Below are 21840 nucleotides of genomic sequence, written 5' to 3' on the forward strand. Positions count from 1 at the left end.
TAATACTTACTCAAGCGCTATGGCGATCAACCGTCAGTTGCAGTAATTAGGATATATACAGTGTTTAAATGGATGTTAGTTTTTACTCTACTTCTTCCCACCATTTGCTTTGCCGATACCGATGACTATGTTCACGCAGACTTCTATCGCGGATTAGTTGGCCTTAAAAAACAGGTTGATGAGATTAATCGAGATTTACGACTATTGGAAAATGCTACGCTTTCCAATGCAGAAGTTAATCGTCGACTTGCGCGTATTGAACAAGATATTGATGCGGTGAAAACGTTATATAATGAAGCGACACGCAATTTGGCCAACACAGTATTAACATTAACAGCCATCCTAGTTGCCGTTATTTCTGCGGTTATTGCTTGGATGAACCCACACTATTACTGATATACAAGTGCTAGAAACGCCGAGACTACTTGTAAAACAAACAACGCTCTACTTTTGTCAAAGGTCCCTTATTATCATTGTCTCATCTTCAACTTAGACTCACATAACCGAATGCGAAAGCCAATACACGCTGCCTAATGTTACAAAAAACAGAGGTTGATGTAACACATACACAGCAAGACTGTGACGTCCTAAAAACGTGATTTTAGTTGATAATTTCAGTGAAGCACAGGGATCTATACCCTTAATAAACATATGGCCAACGCCAATGCCCAGCAATACAACGCCAACCCAAGGAAATAGTGCAACATAATCGTTGGGTGATGACGGCAGCCCCAATTCCCATAAGTTAAACGGCCATTTACTTGTAACCACATTCGTTAAGAACAGTGTAATAATCCCTATCCCAATAAAACAAGCCATGACTGGATAACGTGCGAAGGGAAGGCATAGTACACTGGCCACGGCGATAAAGTGTAAAACACCAAAAAATATCCAATGACTATTGAAAAACCAATAAGTAAATAGTGATATAACGCATGCCCATACCACTATCCACATTATTCGCTTCGCAAAGGATTTCAAATCCACGCGTTGGTGATGAGCGAACACCAATGATGCACCCACACTTAAGAAAAAGAGTGATAAAATGACATACCGAAATTGTTTCCAGCCAGGACCATTTGGCACACTCCAATCTACCCAGCCAAAGAACCGCAAGTCATACGCGAAGTGAAAGATCACCATTAATACAATGGCGACCGTGCGCATGATGTCTAGGGTAACGTTGCGAGTGATGGGCATACTGACGTCGCTTAATGATGCTTGTGGGGCTTTTTATCGCGGGTAGACGAATGTGAATGTATGACTTTCCATCCATTACTCGTTCGTTTAAACAAGTACGTTTGGTAGCCCTTTTTGTCAAATGTTGAGCCAGTTTTTCTTACTTCACCAGACACATTTACGGTCGTAATCGCCCATGCCATATCGTCATCAATTGTAATATCCATATCCAATATATCGATGGTGAGGCGTTTGAGTACTTCTTTCTCTGGCTCCACATGATTTTCGACGAGATCACTTAATCCTGTGTTTTGGCCGCCTGATTCAATGTATCGAGCACCTTTATGGTCGAGATAGTGTTCATAAAAAGGCCGTCCTTGGCCCGACTCCCAACCGTTTTCAATAGCAATGATAATTTCTTCAATCGTCGCTTTGTCTTCATCTGCCTGTGATGCAAAGACGCCCAGTGTAGTTGTGCTTAACATCAGGACGAGTGAGATTCGTATAAGTAACGTCATTTAAAGTTTTCCTATAAATTAAAGTGTTAATGGGACCAATGGATATGACTTATTTTCCAATGACCATTGATAAGGTTAAGTACCAGTGTTTCATTTCCTTGCTTATCAATTTGTTTACCTTTGTATGTGCCAAGGGTGTGGCTTCTGGCAATTGAGACCGCCGTATCCCCATAAACGCGAACATGATGTTCAATTGTTGTGGTTTTGACAGCCGCAGAAAATCGCATATCAGCGTGTAAATGATGTTGCCGATATTCTTCGGCACTGCGTTCTATTCGCGATCCCTCTAAAATAATGACTTCGGATGTCAATGCACTCATGACGTCATCCGCTTGGCCATTAGATAATGCTTCGTGATAAGCGAGCACACTGCGACCCGCTGCAGTATCCAAACCACTGAAGTGAGTTGCAGAGCGCTCTATTGATTTGGGTGGCTCATGGGCAAACGTACTAAATGAAAGCAGCGCAATAGATAAAACAGTCGTTAAAACGTAATTAATTTTCATATAAATCCAAAGTTAAGATTGAGGACCAAGAACAGTAGTCAAAGCAACGGTGATCAGAAAAATGCATAGTCCAATGAGCATTTCAATTTGAATCGAACGGCGCATGTCTATCGCTGCGTTACTGTGCGTTAAAAGCTTGGGCGTTAATTTTAATTTATGCCATGCGGCAAGCAGCAGGATCGCATTGACAAAGCCCAGCTTTAACAGCAGGCTTTGTCCATAGATTTGATTGAATAAATTACCTACAGAACCAACTAGCTCCCATGCTAGCAGAGTGCCGGCAAGGATCAGCAGGCTCACCAGTCCTATAGCAAGATGACCAAATTGCCGCATCAGAGTGTAAAGCGGTGTAGGCGATAGGTGTAGGCATGCTGCTGACAACGGCCAAAGAGCGCCCATCCAGCTTAGCGCGATGATCACATGCACAGCTAATGCATAACCATATGAACGTTCCAGTTGCACGGTATGCCCGGAAAGCATGAATACATATCCAACGCTCCCCCAAAGAATTATTGCACCAAGAAGAGTCACGATAAAATGAGGCGTTTTTTTGCGAGCGAGTTGCCAATAAAACAATCCACAAAGAGCAATGCCGACGATGAATATGCACAGCCGACTTATTGCAATAGTCCCTAAAGTAGATTGTGCAACCATACGTTGCATGACCGGATCAAACATGCCTGTGAAACCCGTTTGAGACAGCGACCCCACTTGGAAAAAGAAATCCAACGTAGTCGCGAAAACACCAACTAAAGCAAACATAGCCATATACTTAATAATATGAGCTTGCAGAAGCAGACGAGCGTGAGATTGTTTTTCCAGGCTAAATGGCACTAAAAGAAGGATAAGAAATCCGCCCAAAAGCGCCGACAGTCCTAGATAGACAGTAAGCTTGGTGGATAGGATCAATACTTCCCAAATTGCCATTTTAATCTTCCTCTTTAATGGTCTTTGTGTTGACTATGGGCTTTTTTGTCATCTTGCATGGACTTGCTTCCGTGAACCATGAAGTCAAATGAACCGTCCATTTTGTGCCCATCCTCACCAAGTAACATCCACTGTGCGGTATAGTTACCCGGCGATAACGTCGGTAAGTCGTAATTAAAGAAAGTGCTAGACTCCATCGATGGAGAAAAATTAAAGTCGACAGGCTCGCCGTTTTGAGAATTTAACGTCAATTTGGCCAAACGAACTGGCTCAGTAAAAACAACGGACAATTGTGGAGGCGATGACATTAACATCGCATTGTTTTTTGGCATGGACGTTTTCAACGATGTGTGAGCATAACTGCTTGTGCTCAAGAAAAGAGCGGTCAGTAAGAACGTTGACAATAGTGTTTTCATAAATAAACCTCGGTAGTTTTAAGTAGTAGTAAATGGTGAAAATGAATCGATTTGTATAGCATTTTCATTGACGGAGTAGCGTAATAGTAATTGGGTTACATCGTTCATCATTGCCGGAGGACCGCAGAGGAAAAACAAACATCGATGGAGGCTACGGTGCGCAGACACAAATGCATTCAACGGCGTTTGTACGCGGCCCACCTGTCCATACCAAACAGAAGACGCGTTAGACACGATAGGTTGATAGGAGAAATTGGAATGCTGTGTTTCAACCGCTTTTAACCAGCAATGATTTGCCAATTCAACAGGGTGTTTGGCGCCATAAAAGAGGGTTATAGGCAGTGTCGAATGCAAGCCAAATATTAGTTCATCGATTAGAGCTTTTAGAGGTGCTATACCCGAGCCCCCACCGACCAACACAATTTCTCGTACACCAAGGTCATCAAGTAAGTTAACCCCCCCTCGAGGCGCAACTATATCAACCACCGTGCCGATGCTTAAATTACCAAGGTGAAAAGAACCGATGCCAGGTCTTTGGTTGTTAGATTGTGCCGGTTGCATTTTTATATTGAATGTAAGCACGCCACTACCATCATTTCGGTTTGCAACTGAATAATGCCTGACAGTGTTTGGATGGGAAAATGTAGCTGATTCAAAACGCGGCCAATAAGGCTGATAGCGTCTCGGTAAGTCTTTCGGAAACGCTAAAGATTGACCTTCTTTAATCGTGAATTGAACAAAACTGCCAGGCTTAAAATCCAGTGGAACACTGCCTTGATATTTAAATCTTAATTCTTTGATAAAGGGTGTAATGAATGTGTTTGAGAGCAACTCGCATGATACTGTTTTGGGGTTTGGAGACTCTACAAGCTGAACGTTGCCTTTCAAATCAGTGTTTTGCTGACAAGCTAAACGATAACCGGACAACAACCTGTCTTGAGATAAGCGGTATCGTTCTGCAACTGAAATGGCAGCCGATGGATCAAGACGCACAATACATTGGCCGCATGTTCCCCCTCCCCCACATACTGACTCAATAGAAAGGGCGTTATGCTGTAGGCAATCCAGAAGTGATTCATTGTCCTTAGCAACGACGTTTTGGAGGTAACCTTGCTGATCTCGTACCACTAAGTCTTGCTTTCTATACCACCACCCAATGAATACTTGCTTATTTTTAACGAGGCTAACCAGCCACGTAATTCCTGAAATACTCAACAGCACAGTCAGTAACGCGAGAGCCTTGATCCACCAGTGATTAAATGAGCCGGTGTTCTGATAATCCATAAAGTGCAATAGCATCAACAAGTTTGTCCATTCCCTGTTGCTATCGACGACGCCGGCTAATTCCCCTGTTGATGCTCGGACATAAATGTGTGTCGTTTCTCTGTCTGATAAACGAACATGCCAAACCGATTGTCGCTCTCTGGGTAGATGCTCTATCGGCGGATCAACACGGCGCAAATCTTGAATAGGCGAAGTTAACCGGAACTGATTGTTGACCAGATCACGGATATCGTTCGCTGTTAGTTCTATTTTATTTCCCTTTATCGCGTCTATTAACTCATACTCTCTTTCATGGGCATGTCTTGCATAGTGCGTCATAACCTTATAGGTCGGGTTTCCCAATAAGCTAAGCAGCTCAATAGAGAGCGCATTGGGTGAGCGTATAAGGACGTTCTCGACGGATATTAGGTTTTGCGTTAATACACTTCCTGCAATAGCGTCACTTGCGATTCTGGAGAGCGGTTTACTGTGCTCAGCCTGTCCGAGTAAAAAACCCGTAGCGAGCCAAACCATTAATTGTGAAAACACAATCAATGCAAGGTATTTGTGAATGATCCGCCAGAACATTTCAGTCAGCTGCCTTTCGCGATGACGAAAAGGAATAAGGCAGCAATAGCAAGCCTGCTAATGCGGCCAACAGCCCTATGATAGTCATGCTCACTAATAGTGTATTACTAACGTCTTCACCGTCTTGGTAATCCATAATATGGAGGCGCCATAACCAATCAAATACTTGCCAAGGGGCATGTCGAATATATTCAACCGTACCTGTGTCTTGACTGACGTAAAATGTTGGCGCAAGTGCGCCTTTAAATTCAACTCGCCATAATGGACGTCCTCGTTGCCCAACCGCACTATCCTCTTCGTTTTCACCCAGCAAGGTCACATTGTCGACCTCATACGACCGACTTGACCTGGACATTGCGATGGCGGCGGCTTGTTTGTCTGACAACGGTTGGATGATGTCTCCAGATAAGCCGCTGATCAGGTGCGTCTTACTGGTGAGGGTTAATCGGTAAACCGGCATCTCCCCCACACTGCCCAAAACGATTGACTTAGCATCAGGGTAGCGAGCGACTATCTCATCAAAGCCAACGTTTACCGTTGACAATGATGAAAGCGCGGGCGAGCTTTTCATGAAATGATCGCCATGAATATAGTGGATATCAAACCAGACCATGTAGAGTCCACTCACTGACCAGAGGAGCATCTGCACACCGACAATCAACAGTAGGTATCGGTGTAACCGACGAGCAAGGCGACGCATAACTACCAATTACTCATCGTTTTGAGCTGCTGTTTTCGCCATATTAAATAAATGGCTGGTAAAATAAGTAGCGTCAATAAAATCGCACTGACCATCCCGCCCACCATGGGCGCAGCGATACGACTCATCACTTCAGACCCCGTACCTGAGCCATAAAGTACCGGTAATAGTCCGAATATAATGGTTGCGGTCGTCATCATGACTGGCCGGACACGCAAACCCGCGCCATGCAATACGGCTTCGGTTAGCATTCCTACGGTGGGTTTAATACCGTCCATTTTGCATTTGTCGATTAACGCCTGGTACTCATGATTCAAGTACACCAGCATAATGACGCCAATCTCGACAGCGACCCCGGCCAATGCAATGAAGCCAACGCCCACTGCCACTGAAAAGTTAAACCCTTCTAAGTACATAAGCCAAATACTACCGACCATCGATAAAGGCAACGTTCCCATGATGATCGCTACTTCAATAAAATTGCGGAAGTTGAGGTATAACAAGATCACGATAATGGCTAAAGTCAATGGCACTACATAGGTTAATTTTTCTTTTGCCCGCAACATATATTCATATTGTCCCGACCACGTTATGGAGTATCCTGCAGGCAATACCAGCTCCTCACTGACGACCTGCTGCGCTGCGACGACATAAGAGCCAATGTCTACACCATCAATATCCACATACACCCAGCCATTAAGGCGTGCATTTTCACTTTTAATGCCTGGGGGACCATCTTCAATATACACATCCGCGACATCAGCCAACGCAATGCGTTTGCCTTGTGGTGTGACAATAGGCAACAATGACAATGATTCAGGTGATGAGCGATATGATTGTGGATATCGAATATTCACTGGGTAGCGCTCTAATCCTTCGACGCTTTGTGTAACATTCATTCCTCCAATCGCACTAGAAACAACTTGTTGAACGTCTGCTATGTTAAGACCATAGCGAGCGGCCCTTTCACGTTGGATATCGACTTTGACATAACGCCCACCAGCAACACGCTCCGAATAAACGGATGCCGTGCCCTCAACATCTGAAAGTATCGTTTCAATTTGTTGACCAATCTTTTGAATTTCCATGAGATCTGGACCTCCAATCTTGATGCCCACAGGTGTCTTAATACCGGTAGCCAACATATCAATCCGCGTTTTAATCGGCATAACCCATGCATTCGTTAACCCCGGTAAATTAACCACAGCATCAAATTCTTTGATCAGATCCTGGGTCGTCATGCCTTCACGCCATTGATCTTGAGGTTTTAATTGAATAAACGTTTCTATCATTGTCAATGGTGCAGGATCGGTTGCCGTATCAGCTCGCCCGACCTTGCCAAACACCGTTTCGACCTCAGGAACAGTCTTGATCAGTTTATTGGTTTGTTGTAATAACTCGCGAGCTTTACCTATCGAAATACCGGCATAAGTCGTCGGCATGTACATCAAGTCACCTTCATCAAGCGGCGGGATAAATTCGCTACCGATCTTATCAATTGGCCAAAGGCCAATACCCAATACAATTACGGCGACCAGCATGGTCAACTTGGGAAAACGTAATACCGCTTTAAGTGTTGGCATGTATAAAAACGTCAGGAACCGATTAACAGGATTCTTATGCTCCGCAAGTACCTTACCGCGTACAAAGTACCCCATCAAAACTGGCACTAGTGTGATCGCGAGCGCTGCAGAAGCGGCCATCGCATATGTTTTGGTGAATGCAAGCGGCGAGAACATCCGGCCTTCTTGCGCTTCTAGCGTAAAGACAGGTACAAAACTAACTGTGATAATCAACAAACTGAAAAACAGCGCAGGACCGACTTCAGACGCTGAATCTATCACTACCCGCCATCGATTTTCTTTTGTCAGCGGGGTTCGCTCCATATGCTTATGCATATTTTCGATCATGACAATGGCCCCATCGCTCATTGCACCAATAGCAATTGCTATCCCCCCCAAGGACATGATGTTCGCATTGATACCTTGCATATACATCACGATAATTGCCGTGATGATCCCGACAGGAATACTTATAATTGCAACCAGCGAGGAACGCACATGGAATAAGAACGCGATACACACTAGGGCAACGACGATAAATTCTTCTACCAATTTAGAGGCCAAGTTATCTACCGCACGTTCAATCAATGCGGAACGATCGTAAACCGTGACAATTTCGACGCCATCCGGCAATCCTTTTTTGAGATCTTCGAGTTTAGCTTTGACTCCGTTAATGGTTGTTTGAGCATTTTCACCAAATCGCATGACAACGATGCCGCCTACGGTTTCCCCTTCGCCATTAAGCTCGGCCACCCCTCTGCGCATTTGAGGACCTAACTGCACATCCGCGATATCCCTTACCAACAGCGGCGTGCCATTTTCATTAACTCCGAGTGGAATCGTTTCGATATCTTGTTTGCTTGAAATATACCCTGTCGCCCTGACCATATATTCAGCCTCAGCCATTTCAATAACAGATGCGCCAACTTCTTGGTTGCCTCTTTTGATGGCCATTTGAATATGTGATAGCGGGATCCCATAGGCACGCAGTTTTTCAGGATCAACTTTAACTTGATATTGCTTGACCATACCGCCTAAAGCAGACACTTCGGACACACCAGGAACGGTTTGCAATTCGTATTTAAGAAACCAATCTTGGAGACTGCGTAATTGTGATATGTCATTTTTGCCGGTGCGGTCAACCAATGCATACAAGTAAACCCAACCCACTCCGGTTGCATCTGGACCTAATTGTGGCCGAGCATTTTCAGGTAAATTGGGAGCAACTTGAGACAGATATTCCAGTACACGGCTACGAGCCCAATAGAGATCTGTGCTGTCATCAAAAATGATGTAGACATATGAGTCGCCAAAGAAAGAGAAGCCCCTGACCGTTTTAGCACCTGGCACCGACAACATCGCCGTTGTAAGCGGGTAAGTCACCTGATCTTCAACCACCTGAGGTGCTTGTCCAGGATAACTGGTCTTAATGATGACCTGAACATCAGACAGGTCGGGCAATGCGTCAATTGGTGTATTCTTCACCGTAAATAAACCGCCCCCGATAATAATTAAGGTCATCAGCAATACGAAGAAGCGGTTGGCAACTGACCAGCGAATAATAGCAGCGATCATTCGTATACTCCTCCATGGTTACTATGATCTATCGAAGTATCTTGGCTTTCGGACTCAATACTGAGGATCCTAAAGTTGCCATCAGTGATTTCAAACGTAAATGTAATGTCAGCACCGACCGTAAATTGGCTGATATCGATAGCGTCGCTCATGGTAAAGTCAAGAGTTGCCGCAGGCCTATCCCACTTTGGGATCGCTTCACGTGAAATATTGACTACACGTGACTGAGTATTGATGGCATTAATGGTGCCTGTCACCATTGCCCTTTGCGCTGAACCTGGCTCTGCTGGTTTGACATGGATGGTTGTTACCAGATAGTCGCTATCACCGGTTTTGGTGATTTCAATATGCAAATCCATACCAGCTTCCAACTGCGATAAATCGATAGTGTCAGCAACAAAGAAATCCATTGTCATCGCGGGCCAATCCCACGCTTCAATTGCTCCGTGGTCAAGATTTAACATTTTGTGTGAGGACATAACCGAATTAATCGTTGCTTCAGTCCATATGCTGCGTCCATTTATCGTCTGTGTATCAGCATTGTCGTCAATGATATGCACCGTCGTTACCACATACTGACCATCGTTTTCTTTACTAATTTCAATATGCGCACGCATACCTTGCCGCAAACTCGTTAGTTCTACTTGGTTGGCGACAGTAAAATCCATTGTCATTTCTGGCCAATCCCATTCACTGATGGCGCCATGGTTCACTGTTATCATGTTATGTGAGGCCATAACATCGGTGATGGTGGCTTCGGTAAAAACCGACGACGGGAGTGCATCAGGTGCTTCCATCCGTTTAAAATCTGAACTTATACTGCTTTCTGAATCGAGCAAAAAGTGTGCAGAGGTGACAATCTGATCCCCTTCGATGAGACCTGCTGTAATCTCAGTGTAGTCCTCTACCACTCGACCTACATCTACGGCTATGGACTTGAATTGCCCGTCACCGAACGCCAAGACAACACGATCTTGCGTACCGGTTCTGATAACCGCTTCCGATGGCACAAGAACGCTGTCAGAGTCAAAGTCTGAATGTATCGTAATCTGGGCAAACATGTTCGGTTTAAGCGCGTAATCTGCATTTTTAAATCGTAAGCGAACCCGCAGCGTTCGAGTGCTCTGTTCAAGTGTGGGGTAGACGTAATCAACCTCACCCTCCCATGTTTTGCCGGGTAAAAAATCCAACGTCATTGTGACGGGAAGTCCAACGGTGACTTGCGCGGATTGTCGTTCAAAGATTTCAGCATCAACCCACACCTCATCCAACGCCCCAATGGACAGGAGGGTATTGCCTGGCTTGATAAAGAATCCTTCGCGGATATTTAAATTGTCAACAAACCCGGTTTGCGGTGCCGAAAATGTGATCGATTGACGGACTTTTTGGCTCGACATTAAGGACTGAATCGCTTCATTAGGCATTTGCAACGCATCTAATCGCGACCGAGCAGCATTGATCAAATCGTCACTCCCGCGGCGCATCGCGATCAGCAGCTCTTCTTGCGCATTGACCAACTCAGGGGAATAGAGCGAATACAAAGGTTCGCCTTTTTTTACATACTCACCCGAGGCTTTCACATGCAGTGTATCTACCCAGCCTTCAACGCGTGGGTGTATATGTATCAAGGTGTCTTCATTGTATTGCACATAGCCAACCGTACGAATAGGGACATGCAGAGATCGGCGTTGAGCCGATGCTGTTCTTACCCCTAAATTATTGACTACATTGGGTGATATGCTAATGGTTCCAGGACCTTCATTGCCTCCCGTGCTCTCTTCATAAACAGGAACAAGATCCATTCCCATCGGAGATTTACCCGGTTCATCACGACGGTAATTGGGATCCATCGGTGCGACCCAATAAAGTGGCTGCGGTTCAGCGCTTTGCTCTGCTTCTGTAGGTGTTGCATCAGAAGGAAGAAGGAATGTATATGCCAACGCAGTCATTGCACCGCCGATAACACATCCTAAAATAATGGCTTTCGTGTTATGCATTATTGTTCTCCGAATTGAGTCATGGAAATACCTGCGGTGGTATTAAAGTAATAATTAAGTCGAATGTTTGTTTTGACGAAATCCACATTGATATCCAATGCATCAATACGCGCATTCAAAATCGCGATACGCGCGCGAACAACTTCGGCGAAATCGCCATCATCATTGGTGTAGGCATTCAAGGACGCGTCAGCTTGTTCTTGCATTTGCGCTAATAACTCGTCGTTGTATAACGATTGCCTGTCAGTTAAACGTTCTCGCTCAGCGTATAACGACTGGATCGCAGACATCATTTCGCGCAGTGCGAGTAACTTGTCAGTCTTTATGGCTTCTGATTGGCTTACGGCTGCAGAGACTTCTTTGTCTTGACGGTTTTCAGTAAAAATAGGTAAATCAAAACTAACACCGACTGACAAGAAATCAGCCCGACTTGCACCTGCTAGTGTATCATCGCGAAAAGCATAACTGGCATTTACGCCCCATTGGGGTTTGTATTTTTCTTTAGCTAACTCAACCCCGGTTTGACTCGCTCTGATACGTTGATTAATGGATAAAATATAAGGGTGATCTGCGAGTAGTTCCGCGAGCTGTTGTTGATTTTTTCTTTCTACAATTAACAACGTGTTGTCAGTGATTTTTGCAATGGCAGGTAATGTATTAGGCAACTGCAACGCGCTAAACGCATCAAAGCCAAGTTGGCGTGCAGATTGCTGGTTTTTTAGGATCCATTCCAATAACTTACCTGTTGAGCGTTCTTCCAGTGCTTGTAGTTTTATTAATCTGTCTTCTAACCGCGTCAATTCGAGCTTTGCCCTAATGATGTCTTCCTGGCGCACGCGCCCAATGGCGGTCGCATAATTCGCTTTGGCAATGTCACTGAGTTGCTCAAACAATGCCCTATCTTGATGGATTAGCTTAATACTCTGCTGCGCGCGATAAATTTCAAGCCAAATATCAGAGACCTGCACACGTGTGCGGGCGATGCGATCAGCACGCATTATTGGGTGCTCGGCGGCTTGCTCTCTTAGTTGACGAGATCGAATATCTAACGAATCCCCTCTGGGGAACATCTGTGAAACCCCTGCCTTAAGTTGCGTCATGGGTTCTTGATCGAATGCAAATCCATCCGTTGGTAAGTTCGCTAAACCAATATTAACTACCGGGTCCGGCAAACTAGCGGCTGCCACGCTACTTGAAACAATGGCTTGCTCGCGATACTCACTGCCTACAAGCCAAGGGTCGTTGTTAATCGCGATTTCAACAGCCTGCTCCAATGTCAACACGGGGTTTGTTTGACTTTGGGCAAGTCCAGTATTCAAAAGTGTCATCAGTGTAATGACATAAAATGAAAAGCGTCTCATTAGAATTGCTCTTCATACGAGTTAACTTCGGCATAAGTGGTTGCGCTGCCATCGTCATTGAGTTGCAGAATAAGATAAGGACGAAATTGATCACCGACTTCCATACCAGGTGACCCAATTGGCATAGCCGGCACACTGAGTCCGATGGCGCCTTCAGGTATATTGTCTAAAAATTGCTGAATGAATTTTGCTGGAATGTGACCTTCAAAAACAAAACCGTCTGGGGACAATGCCGTATGACACGAACGGTAATTAGGCGCAACACCATATTTGTCTTTAATTCGAGACATTAATGTAACATTGGATACGTCCGTGTCGAACCCGTGCTCTTCAATGTGGTTCACCCACTTTTGGCAACACTTACAAGAACGGCTTTTGTAGACTGTTAAGGAAGCTACCGGGGATTCAGCAACTGCATCCGAATCATTATTTATCTGTATTGAGTCGGTACATGCTGATAAAAACAGTGCAAACACCAACGCTATCCACATCGAGCGATGCGTAATAATTGACATAATTACTTTCTCATTTCTATTGTTTAAATAAATGGCTTGCTATGATCATTCGACCAACAAGCGATATCATTGCCCGGATTCTAGACGGACTTATCCTGCTGAAATGAGAGAGTGTTTCGGAGGGCGCTGCAATCCACCTAAAAAGATTTGGTTTAGGTTTGAATTAAGAGACTGAATACTCAGCGACACGCCTTCGGGTGACGAATGAGTTTGACTAGAGAGAAGACCAATATGAAACATCGCCATTGGACAACAGCAATCTTGCTGACAACAATCATTCATATCATCGCTTTGCGAGTGTTTCATCATGTCATGAACGCTGTGCAAATCGTGAAATCCGAGATCCATCTCCGCTGCCATTTCGTCACTGCATGGCATTTGCGCGAATGCAAATGACTCACTCATTTGCACACTGAGCAATGCAATAACAATAATTAAGTGAATGAAGGCGCTTTTCACGTTCTCGTCGTTCCTTGGTGTTTGACAAACAGCAGTCAATGACTGTTTATTAATTGTTGCTGATGTTAGCACCCTCGCCTGACAACCAGATTACCTCTACATTACAATTCAGTAATAAATGCAATTAGACGGATTATCCTAGATCAAAGGCAAGGATTTCGTTGCATAATCAGCGACCTAAGGGCTAACATCTTGATAGCACTCAGCATTAAGATTACGAGACATTAGCGAAATTACAAAGCTACATAGTAGGTGTTTCGTTTCACGGTTTCGTTACGTACATTAATATTGTAAGCGGGCTTATCATAAGTAACACGGGCGGAACATCGCATGAAAATATTAGTCGTTGAAGACGAAACAAAAACTGGAGACTACATCAAACAAGGCCTTGCCGAATCGGGCTTTGTTGTTGAGTTAGTTCGGACCGGCCTCGATGGCCATCACAAAGCCATGCTCGGTGAATATGAGTTGATCATCTTAGACGTCATGCTGCCTGATATCGATGGTTGGAAAATATTGTCATCGTTACGAGAGTCTAACAATCATACACCGGTTCTTTTTCTTACTGCTCGTGATCATGTGAATGACCGTGTTAAAGGTTTAGAGCTCGGCGCAGATGATTACTTAGTGAAGCCGTTTGCATTTGCTGAGCTGCTAGCGCGTGTGCGTACGTTGATCCGCCGCGGCACGTCCGTGCCCAATAATATTTTACACATAGCCGATTTGGAGCTCGACATTCCTTCGCGTATTGCCACGCGAAGTGGGCGCACAATAAACCTGACAACTAAAGAGTTCACCTTATTAGAATTAATGGTGAGACGCCAAGGCGAAATATTGCCGCGTTCTCTTATTGCTTCGCAAGTATGGGATATGAATTTTGATAGCGATACCAATGTGATTGATGTCGCCATTCGCCGTCTTCGAGCAAAAATCGATGATGACTTTTCACTAAAGCTCATTCAGACTGTGCGAGGGATGGGATATAAAATGTGCAGTAATGAATCTTAAGGATCTATCAAAGCGACCAAGCTCTCTCGCCTTTCGGGTCACTATACTTGTTGGGCTCACTATCTTTGTGTGCCTAACGTTTATAAGTCTTATGGTGCAGCAATCGATTGCTCAGCATTTTGAAGAGCAGGATGCAGATGAGCTGAATGAGGTGTTTCTAGCCGTGAAACGCAAGCTTAATACAGCGTATAATGAAGGGGTCGCACCGTCTAGCATATTATTCCAAGCTATCTCTGGGCATCACGGTGTCTATTATTTAGTTAAAAATAAAGACAACGAAGTTATTTTTAGCAGTGAGAGCGCGGTGCTAGAAAAATACCCTGGGGATACGTATGAACTAGAACAAATAACGCCATCCATGTTAAGCCTCTTTTTCGACGGCGAACATATGTTACGGGCAACGGAAATAACCGTGCGTATTGAAGACGGCAACAGCCAAACACATTATCAAGTCATCGTTGCCTCGAACATGGAATTTCATATGAACTATATGGAAGACTTCGAGACAACATTGTGGGGGATCATTGTATTGTCTGGGGCTATTACGATCTTAGCCGCGCGGTTTGCTGTTTATCGTGGTCACTCCCCCTTACGACGTCTCAGTCGCAAAATCGGTTCCATCACCGCGGATAAATTGGATATCAGGTTGGAACCCACCGAAGTCCCAGTGGAGCTTGCTAATCTGGTGGAGTCCTTTAATGCGATGATTGAGAGACTTGAAAGCGGGTTTGAGCAGCTGTCCCATTTTTCCGCTGACATAGCTCATGAACTAAGAACGCCTATCACCAACCTGACTACACAGACCCAAGTCATACTCAATCAACCACGATCGACGAGTGAATATACTAACATCTTATATTCTAACTTAGAAGAGTACGAGCGAATGTCGAAAATGGTCAGTGACATGTTGTTACTAGCACAAACGGAGCATGGCTTGATCAAACCCAACGCTGAGCGTATAGACTGTCATAAAGAAATCGGTGAATTAATCGAATACTTTGAGCTCTTGGCCGAAGAGAAGCACATCAGCATTCAACTTATTGGTCACAAAATAACGTTAATGTGCGACAAATCGATGTTTCGACAAGCACTGAGCAACTTGTTGTCTAATGCCATTCGGTACACTCCCGATAATGCAGAAGTAACCGTATCTACTCAAATACAGGATAACGAAGCATTGATATCGATTTCAAACCCAGGTAATAAGATCCCTGACATTCAACTTTCTCGCCTTTTCGATCGTTTCTACCGCGCGGATCCATCTCGAAAACGTGACGGGCAAGGTGCTGGATTAGGATTAACCATCGCCCGCTCGGTATTGGAAGTGAACAGAGGCCGTATACGAGTGGAGTCAAGCGAGCAGAAGACGACCTTCACAGCCATATTGCCATTAAGTCGTTAACGGGAAGTGGACAATGCCAATACGGAACTAGCGACAAGCGATGAGCCGTTTTATGATTGAATTTGAAGAACGGCTCACCGATCATTTAACACTGGCAGTTACACAGAATCTGTTTGTAGTGGTCAATAAAACCCGGACACCTTTTTAGCTAATTCTTCCGCTTTTGCCGGTGGTAGCCCATCGTTAAATTGATGCGGTCTTTCCCAGTTGTAATAATTCATCAGGTAATATCCCACATCTCGTTTTGCTTCATTAGGCGAACAGTAGCCGGTTGATGGCATCCATTCTGATTTCAGACTTCTGAACACGCGTTCCATTGGGCTATTGTCCCAGCAGTTCCCTCGGCGACTCATGCTCTGGCTCATCTTGTAACGCCACAGCCTTTGTCTGAATTTACGAGCGCCGTACTGAGAGCCCTGATCGCTGTGGAACATCACGCCTTTTGGCTTACCTCTCAGCTCGTACGCCATATCTAAAGCTCTTGCGGCAAGCTCCGCGTCCGGTCGGTGTGACATACTCCAGCCGATAACTCTGCGGGTATGCAGGTCAATCACGACGGCTGCGTAATACCATGCTGAGCCTGTCCAGATGTAGGTGATATCGCCGCACCAGGCCTGGTTGGGTTGCTCCACATTGAACTTCCTGTCCAGTAAATTAGGGATATCTGGCCGCTCAACCTGCACGTTTTTATAAGCGTGCTTACCCGGCTGCTTGCTCATCAGCCCTTGCTCTTTCATCAGCCGACCTACTTTGAATCGGCCCATGACGATGCCTTCATCGCGAAGCATATCAACAAGCGTTCGTGTGCCAGCAGACTGACGACTCTTATCGAACAGACGCTTCACTCTGGCGCGCAGAATACGCCGTTTAGCACCAATCAGCCGCTGTCGCTTTCGTCGTTCGTAATAACTACTGACACCAAAACCTAAAGCTGAACAGACCAATTCTGTTGATTCATGACCCTCAACCGGTCTATCAGCGCGTGGACTTCAGGTCGTCGGACATTAAGAGTGCGGTAGCCTTTTTTAGAATGGTCTTTTCTCGTTCCAGACGGTTCACGCGAGCCTCCAGGTCCTGAATACGCTGCTGCTCTTGCGACAGAGCTTTGGACTTCGGTGTGCTACCGCCGCGTTCAGACTTAAGTTGCTGAACCCATTTGCGCAGGGTATTTTCATGAACGTCTACAGCGCGACTTGCTTCGGGTAAGCTATATCCCTAATCGAGCACCAGGCTGGCCGCATAAAGTTTGAATTCCGGACTGAATGACCGTCTTTGTCTTCTCATTGAACACCTCGTTATTAAGTGTAATGCTACCACTTAAAACGGTGTTCGGGTTTAGTCTGCCACTACAGTATTTCTATTACTGGCCTTTGCTACCGCTAAGGAAGGCACGAATAAGTCTCGCATTTTAGCGCTGAATTAAACCGCTGCACCACCTGTGTGATTTTTAAACTTCAATTTTGCGACTTAGACCGCATTCATACAACGGTGGTTTAACGCCGAATGAATCGGAGAAACGTTACTGGAATAGCTACAACGGTGTGGCCAAAATGACTTGACCACTACAGACCACTATTATCTCTGAACGCCGAAGTCCGCTCAAAGGACACCACCGCCTTCGCGGTGGTGTTGGTTCAAATTGATCAATGCGGTATGAAACTATATTACCAAGTATGACACTTTAATACTGTGTATGAGACTTTATTACTATCCCACAACCGCATTCGTTCAAGCGGTACAAGCAAGCTTGCCTGGCACAGCTTCATTTAATGACGCTGTAAGCATAATTATCGACACCGTCGCGCACTTTTCTATGCATCCGTTCCCAGAAGTTCCTTTAGGAAGGGCTCGTTTACTTGGGCTGTTTGCTCAGCACGGCATCCCAGGAGTACATATAAACAAGGTTATGGAAAAAATTGGTATCCCGAAGGCACAACTGGGTGCGCTGTCTAGTCCGGATTTATTTGCAGAACATTGCTCAAATGATGACGCATATAAGTTGGCTGATTTTTTTTGTATCACCCGGCCCTACGTGGACGGAACTCGAAATACCCCTTATCTGGTGCGGGATATTAATGATCTGTCGGATTTAAGTGCTATTGAGTCGTGGATAGATAGCTGTTCAGAGGAGCTACAGCCTCATTTTACGCTAATTATCTATAAGTGTAATGGACCTGGCTCTTCAGGAACTGTGGTCTACCTGAAGAAAGAACAGTCTCTCGATATGCACTTTGTATTTAGTACATACCTATCCGTTGGCTATTTCACCAAGCAAACTGAACATGTGATTAATGAGCTGCATGAAAATCTGCGTTTAAAGCGTCACATACGAAAGTTCGAACTGACAGACTCGGCTGAAGCTATATATTCAATGAGAAAGGGAAGATTTGTAAACACGACGGGAACTCGGTTTCAAAGCTGATAGCAATGGATTTTCGATACAAAAAAGCCCGCGTAATGCGGGCTTTTAAGCATAACTGTCTTAATTACTTTTGCTCATTAGAGAATGGTAATCATTTTTGTATCGAGAGTAACTTAAGTCGTCGCCAGCTTCATCAATGAATATTTCTTCATCCCAAGCTTTTATAAACGCTGCATTCTCCAGACCCCCAGTCTCTCCTGGCGTAAAGTCGTAACTTTCCGGCAGCTGTTCTTGAGTATAAACTGCTGGATCGTTAGCAATGACATCTAAGATTGCAAAAACTCGATCACGATTAGCTACGCGCAAAGCTTCCTCAATATATTGATAGGCCAGCGCATAATGTGATTTCAATAACTGGTCGTCAAAACCGTATTCATCCTGTTCTTCCACGTACATTGTAGCATCAATTGCATCATGCTCGCTTCTTAGTGCAGAGTTTTTACCTGCCCTATAAAGTGATTGACCTTTTGAGAACCACACAGGTAAGGGGTTACCGTGAACTGAATGCGTCAAAGCTTCTTGGGCCATTCTAATAAGGCCTGCTCGCAAATATAGGAAATAATCATCCGGTATAGTTGCACTTGGCTTAGCGATCGCTACGCCAGTATAATAAGAGCTGAAATAGTCACTGTTAGCACCTTCATCATGTAAACAAATCTTAATTTTATCGTTATGAGAAACATCTTCTGCGGTCCAGCCATATCCAGCGTATTCGGATGTCTCGAGAATTAAACTCAAACGCTCAGCCTTGTCGCTTTCAATGTATGTTTTCCATGCTACAGATTTTTTTTCTATTTCACTTAGGTCAGTGAATTCGACGCCTAATGAATCCTTAATTGATGCTAAATCGGCATAGTTTTCAATATAAGCATCTATAGCAAATTTCGCTATATTTCTTCTTTTTGCTAAATACTCTGTCCAAGTTATTCCTAAAATTCCTGCAATTCCGTCCTTAGCAGACTCGACCCATCCAGCCACTAATCTGTAGTCTTCGACTGTGGTGGAGGCATCACCGAATACCATCACATTATCACTCTCGTAATAATGAGAGCTCTCATTAACACATCGAGATGCCAATCTACCCATATCTTCAAACTGGCCCGTGAGAGATACCTTACTAAAGCTATTTAAAGCCCCATCTTTTACAATATTGCCTTCAGCCTTTTCAGTTATAATTTCTTTTCCGCCATCAGTCACCATTACTACTTCATTCTCGGCTAGCTCTGGTTCGGAGCTTTCACTATCACCACCCCCGCCACATGCAGTCAAAAGCGAGCTTAAACCAAAAATTAAAAAGGTTTTTTTACTTTGAAGCTTTTTCATAAAATAATCTCCTACTTCTAGCTTATGAAAGTTTGAATTCAATTAACTGTATCTTTGATACGAAGGAATGCAATTATCACGGAAGCCTATTTATAAGTGAGCCCAAATACTTGGTAGAGTACTGAGTTCTCGTGTTGTGTACTAAAGTGAGTGTTGGATGCAAAATGACCATTCCAGTAATAGTTTGCATCTTTGACCATTTGAAATCTAAAGTCGGAAAGCCTTCCCCCACCACTGCGCCACAAATCATAGGCGAGGTCATATTCTTGCTCTGTAAATTTAAACATATAAATAGAGCTTTTTTTGTCATTACCACCTAGTACCAATATTTCATCGTAACCACGCCAGGAACTATTGAGGTAAAAGTCACCAGAATTAAGTCCGGAAATGTTAGAATACAGTACCCGGTAGTCCTTTGTGCCTCCTCGAACTGCTGCATGGTAGGCATCATTTAGAGCCTTTTGAGTAACGTAGCGCTGAGTTGAAGCGCCAGTATAACTGTTCGTCGCACCATAGTTCCTAACATTACTCAATCCAACATCACTTTTTGTGATTGTTATATTGCTAGTTAAAGATTTACCGTTAATACGTCGGCTGGTTCTCACAAAACCTGAGCTATCAATGCCATCTAATTTATCAGAATCCGCTGCTTTTTCTTTTTTTCCGAGTTTGGAGCTATTCAACGCATTATAAGCCCGGGTTACAGCCCTTTGGCTGGCGTAGACGTTTGAGCTTCCGCCTGTGTAGCTGTCCGAAATACTGAAGTTCATCACTCGGCCCAGGTCTACATAGTCTTTGCTAATCTTTTGGCCATTTACTTTAAGGTCGCCACTAGTGACGTTCATATCACCTGAAACTCTTACGCCATTTGACTCGGTATAAAGTTTAGATGAGCCGTTATACATCAATCTGGCCCTAACGTATGAGCTTGAATCAACCATGACCGCAGTGTGCCTTTGACCGCCTGATGTGGTTCCTTGTAGATAGATCTCTCTCCCACCAGAAAGGTTGCGCAGATACAAGTTTCCGGTGTAGTTGTCGATGATGGAATTAGAGCCATCATGCTTCAGTCTCATATCAGAGCTGCTGCCTAAGCGAATTTCTCGATTATCTTCCCAACGGGTATTTGCATTTACCGCGTCATAAGCATTACTTCGGATAAATGATGATGAATCAAGATTATCAAGCCTGTCCGCATTTACCGCAGTTGCATTTTTGTCGAGCTTAAGGTTCTTCAAATATACGTGAGAGTTATATACCGCACTCTGAGTTGCATAGAGCGTTGTGCTATTGCCGGTGTAGCTGTTGGTAGCACCATAATTTTGCACATTTGACAGCCCTACGTCGGCTTTAGTTGGTAGATTTGCGGGTGAAAATACCCGGGTACCATTATCATAGACACCTACACTCGCGTAGATTCTGTCAGAATTGACAACGTCTGAATTTACTGTAGTGGAATTTACTGTCGTTAAATTCGCCAGTGGGGCATTTATCAGCTGCGCATAAATATTTTCAATGTAACCATTTTGAATATCTGCCCGCTGCGCTACCAGTGCTCTGGCAGTAACAGTATCAATGTCGGTAATACTGTAGCCACCCATGTGTAGGTCTGTTTCCATGGTGTTTCGAGCTACATCACCATCATCAACTCGAGATAAAGTGCTATGTAAAACTGGAACCTGGGAAGGTAACCCAAACTGAACGTTAACAGTACTGTCTGTCGTCGTTCCGTTCATAAATGATGCGACATAATTTGCCACGCTATCTTTTAGGACATCAACAGATAGAATGTAACTATTACCGTCCTCAACACCGGATACGGTAGTGCCATACATGGTGTCATAACTACCGTAATAAAAACCATCAACAGCTAGGTCTGTAATATCAGTTGGCCATGCACCATTCTCGGAATAGTAATTCAGCGCTGAGGCTTTGAGATCAAGAAGCTTATTAGCTGTAATTTCGCCATTTTCGTAAAGCTTGTCATATCCCTCTGCGACAACTTTTGCAGGATCATCAGCCCACACTACAGTGTTGAATCCAGCAGTCATCAACAGTAAAGCGACTTTCATTTTGAGGTGCTTTCGCATAATTTCTCCGTTTCTCAGATACAACTCAC

General features: G+C 44.4%; 18 protein-coding genes and 1 pseudogene. 4 read left to right on the plus strand and 15 right to left on the minus strand.

Annotated features, from left to right (window positions below; translation table 11 throughout):
- The first annotated feature begins 60 nt into the window (after positions 1–60).
- Positions 61–396 carry a hypothetical protein gene (locus tag HHX48_RS15740; RefSeq protein WP_232366234.1) on the plus strand — a complete coding sequence of 112 codons (336 nt, stop codon included), beginning with the start codon at positions 61–63 and terminating at the stop codon, positions 394–396.
- 99 nt (positions 397–495) lie between these two features.
- Here HHX48_RS15740 and HHX48_RS15745 read toward each other — a convergent pair whose 3' ends face one another.
- From HHX48_RS15745 to HHX48_RS15800, 12 genes are all read right to left on the minus strand, one after another.
- Positions 496–1200, minus strand: coding sequence for a DUF1624 domain-containing protein (locus HHX48_RS15745; RefSeq protein ID WP_117316845.1), 705 nt, complete (start codon positions 1198–1200; stop codon positions 496–498).
- An 11-nt stretch (positions 1201–1211) separates the two neighbouring features.
- Entirely contained in the window at positions 1212–1697 is a 486-nt protein-coding gene (locus HHX48_RS15750) for a nuclear transport factor 2 family protein (protein WP_117316847.1), read from the minus strand.
- A gap of 26 nt (positions 1698–1723) precedes the next feature.
- Positions 1724–2203, minus strand: a complete 480-nt coding sequence (locus HHX48_RS15755) for a YybH family protein (RefSeq protein WP_117316848.1) — start codon at positions 2201–2203, stop codon at positions 1724–1726.
- 12 nt (positions 2204–2215) lie between these two features.
- The gene (locus HHX48_RS15760) at positions 2216–3130 is read right to left on the minus strand and encodes a copper resistance D family protein (protein WP_139758058.1); all 915 of its coding nucleotides are present in this window, start codon (positions 3128–3130) and stop codon (positions 2216–2218) included.
- 14 nt (positions 3131–3144) lie between these two features.
- Positions 3145–3546 (minus strand): copper resistance CopC family protein, encoded by a 402-nt coding sequence (locus HHX48_RS15765; RefSeq protein WP_071978933.1) that lies wholly within the window; start codon positions 3544–3546, stop codon positions 3145–3147.
- Between the two features lie 18 nt (positions 3547–3564).
- Positions 3565–5397, minus strand: a complete 1833-nt coding sequence (locus tag HHX48_RS15770; protein ID WP_139758057.1) for a 2Fe-2S iron-sulfur cluster-binding protein — start codon at positions 5395–5397, stop codon at positions 3565–3567.
- A gap of 1 nt (position 5398) precedes the next feature.
- Positions 5399–6097, minus strand: coding sequence for a peptidase (locus HHX48_RS15775; protein WP_044447426.1), 699 nt, complete (start codon positions 6095–6097; stop codon positions 5399–5401).
- A gap of 2 nt (positions 6098–6099) precedes the next feature.
- Positions 6100–9234, minus strand: coding sequence for an efflux RND transporter permease subunit (locus HHX48_RS15780; protein ID WP_139758056.1), 3135 nt, complete (start codon positions 9232–9234; stop codon positions 6100–6102).
- Positions 9231–11231, minus strand: a complete 2001-nt coding sequence (locus HHX48_RS15785; RefSeq protein WP_139758055.1) for an efflux RND transporter periplasmic adaptor subunit — start codon at positions 11229–11231, stop codon at positions 9231–9233. Before HHX48_RS15785 ends, HHX48_RS15780 begins: the two co-directional genes overlap by 4 nt.
- Positions 11231–12592, minus strand: coding sequence for a TolC family protein (locus tag HHX48_RS15790; protein WP_139758054.1), 1362 nt, complete (start codon positions 12590–12592; stop codon positions 11231–11233). Before HHX48_RS15790 ends, HHX48_RS15785 begins: the two co-directional genes overlap by 1 nt.
- Positions 12592–13107, minus strand: a complete 516-nt coding sequence (locus tag HHX48_RS15795; protein WP_139758053.1) for a DUF411 domain-containing protein — start codon at positions 13105–13107, stop codon at positions 12592–12594. The genes HHX48_RS15790 and HHX48_RS15795 overlap by 1 nt, the downstream gene beginning before the upstream one ends.
- A gap of 90 nt (positions 13108–13197) precedes the next feature.
- Positions 13198–13566: a hypothetical protein gene (locus HHX48_RS15800; protein ID WP_139758052.1), complete on the minus strand. Its 369-nt coding sequence runs from the start codon at positions 13564–13566 to the stop codon at positions 13198–13200.
- 330 nt (positions 13567–13896) lie between these two features.
- On the opposite strand from HHX48_RS15800, the gene HHX48_RS15805 reads away from it, so the two are divergent.
- Both HHX48_RS15805 and HHX48_RS15810 read left to right on the plus strand, forming a co-directional pair.
- Entirely contained in the window at positions 13897–14574 is a 678-nt protein-coding gene (locus HHX48_RS15805) for a heavy metal response regulator transcription factor (RefSeq protein WP_139758051.1), read from the plus strand.
- Entirely contained in the window at positions 14564–15976 is a 1413-nt protein-coding gene (locus HHX48_RS15810; protein ID WP_139758050.1) for a heavy metal sensor histidine kinase, read from the plus strand. Before HHX48_RS15805 ends, HHX48_RS15810 begins: the two co-directional genes overlap by 11 nt.
- Before the next feature lie 122 nt (positions 15977–16098).
- Here the strand turns inward: HHX48_RS15810 and HHX48_RS15815 are convergent.
- Positions 16099–17260, minus strand: a pseudogene (locus tag HHX48_RS15815) (IS3 family transposase).
- 409 nt (positions 17261–17669) lie between these two features.
- On the opposite strand from HHX48_RS15815, the gene HHX48_RS15820 reads away from it, so the two are divergent.
- Entirely contained in the window at positions 17670–18398 is a 729-nt protein-coding gene (locus tag HHX48_RS15820; RefSeq protein ID WP_139758049.1) for a hypothetical protein, read from the plus strand.
- A 60-nt stretch (positions 18399–18458) separates the two neighbouring features.
- Here the strand turns inward: HHX48_RS15820 and HHX48_RS15825 are convergent, their stop codons facing one another.
- Both HHX48_RS15825 and HHX48_RS15830 read right to left on the minus strand, forming a co-directional pair.
- Positions 18459–19721 (minus strand): hypothetical protein, encoded by a 1263-nt coding sequence (locus HHX48_RS15825; RefSeq protein ID WP_139758048.1) that lies wholly within the window; start codon positions 19719–19721, stop codon positions 18459–18461.
- A gap of 86 nt (positions 19722–19807) precedes the next feature.
- Positions 19808–21811 (minus strand): hypothetical protein, encoded by a 2004-nt coding sequence (locus tag HHX48_RS15830; protein WP_139758047.1) that lies wholly within the window; start codon positions 21809–21811, stop codon positions 19808–19810.
- Positions 21812–21840 lie beyond the last annotated feature (29 nt).

Origin of the sequence: Salinimonas profundi (assembly GCF_014750655.1) — a bacterium.
GTDB lineage: Bacteria > Pseudomonadota > Gammaproteobacteria > Enterobacterales > Alteromonadaceae > Alteromonas > Alteromonas profundi_A.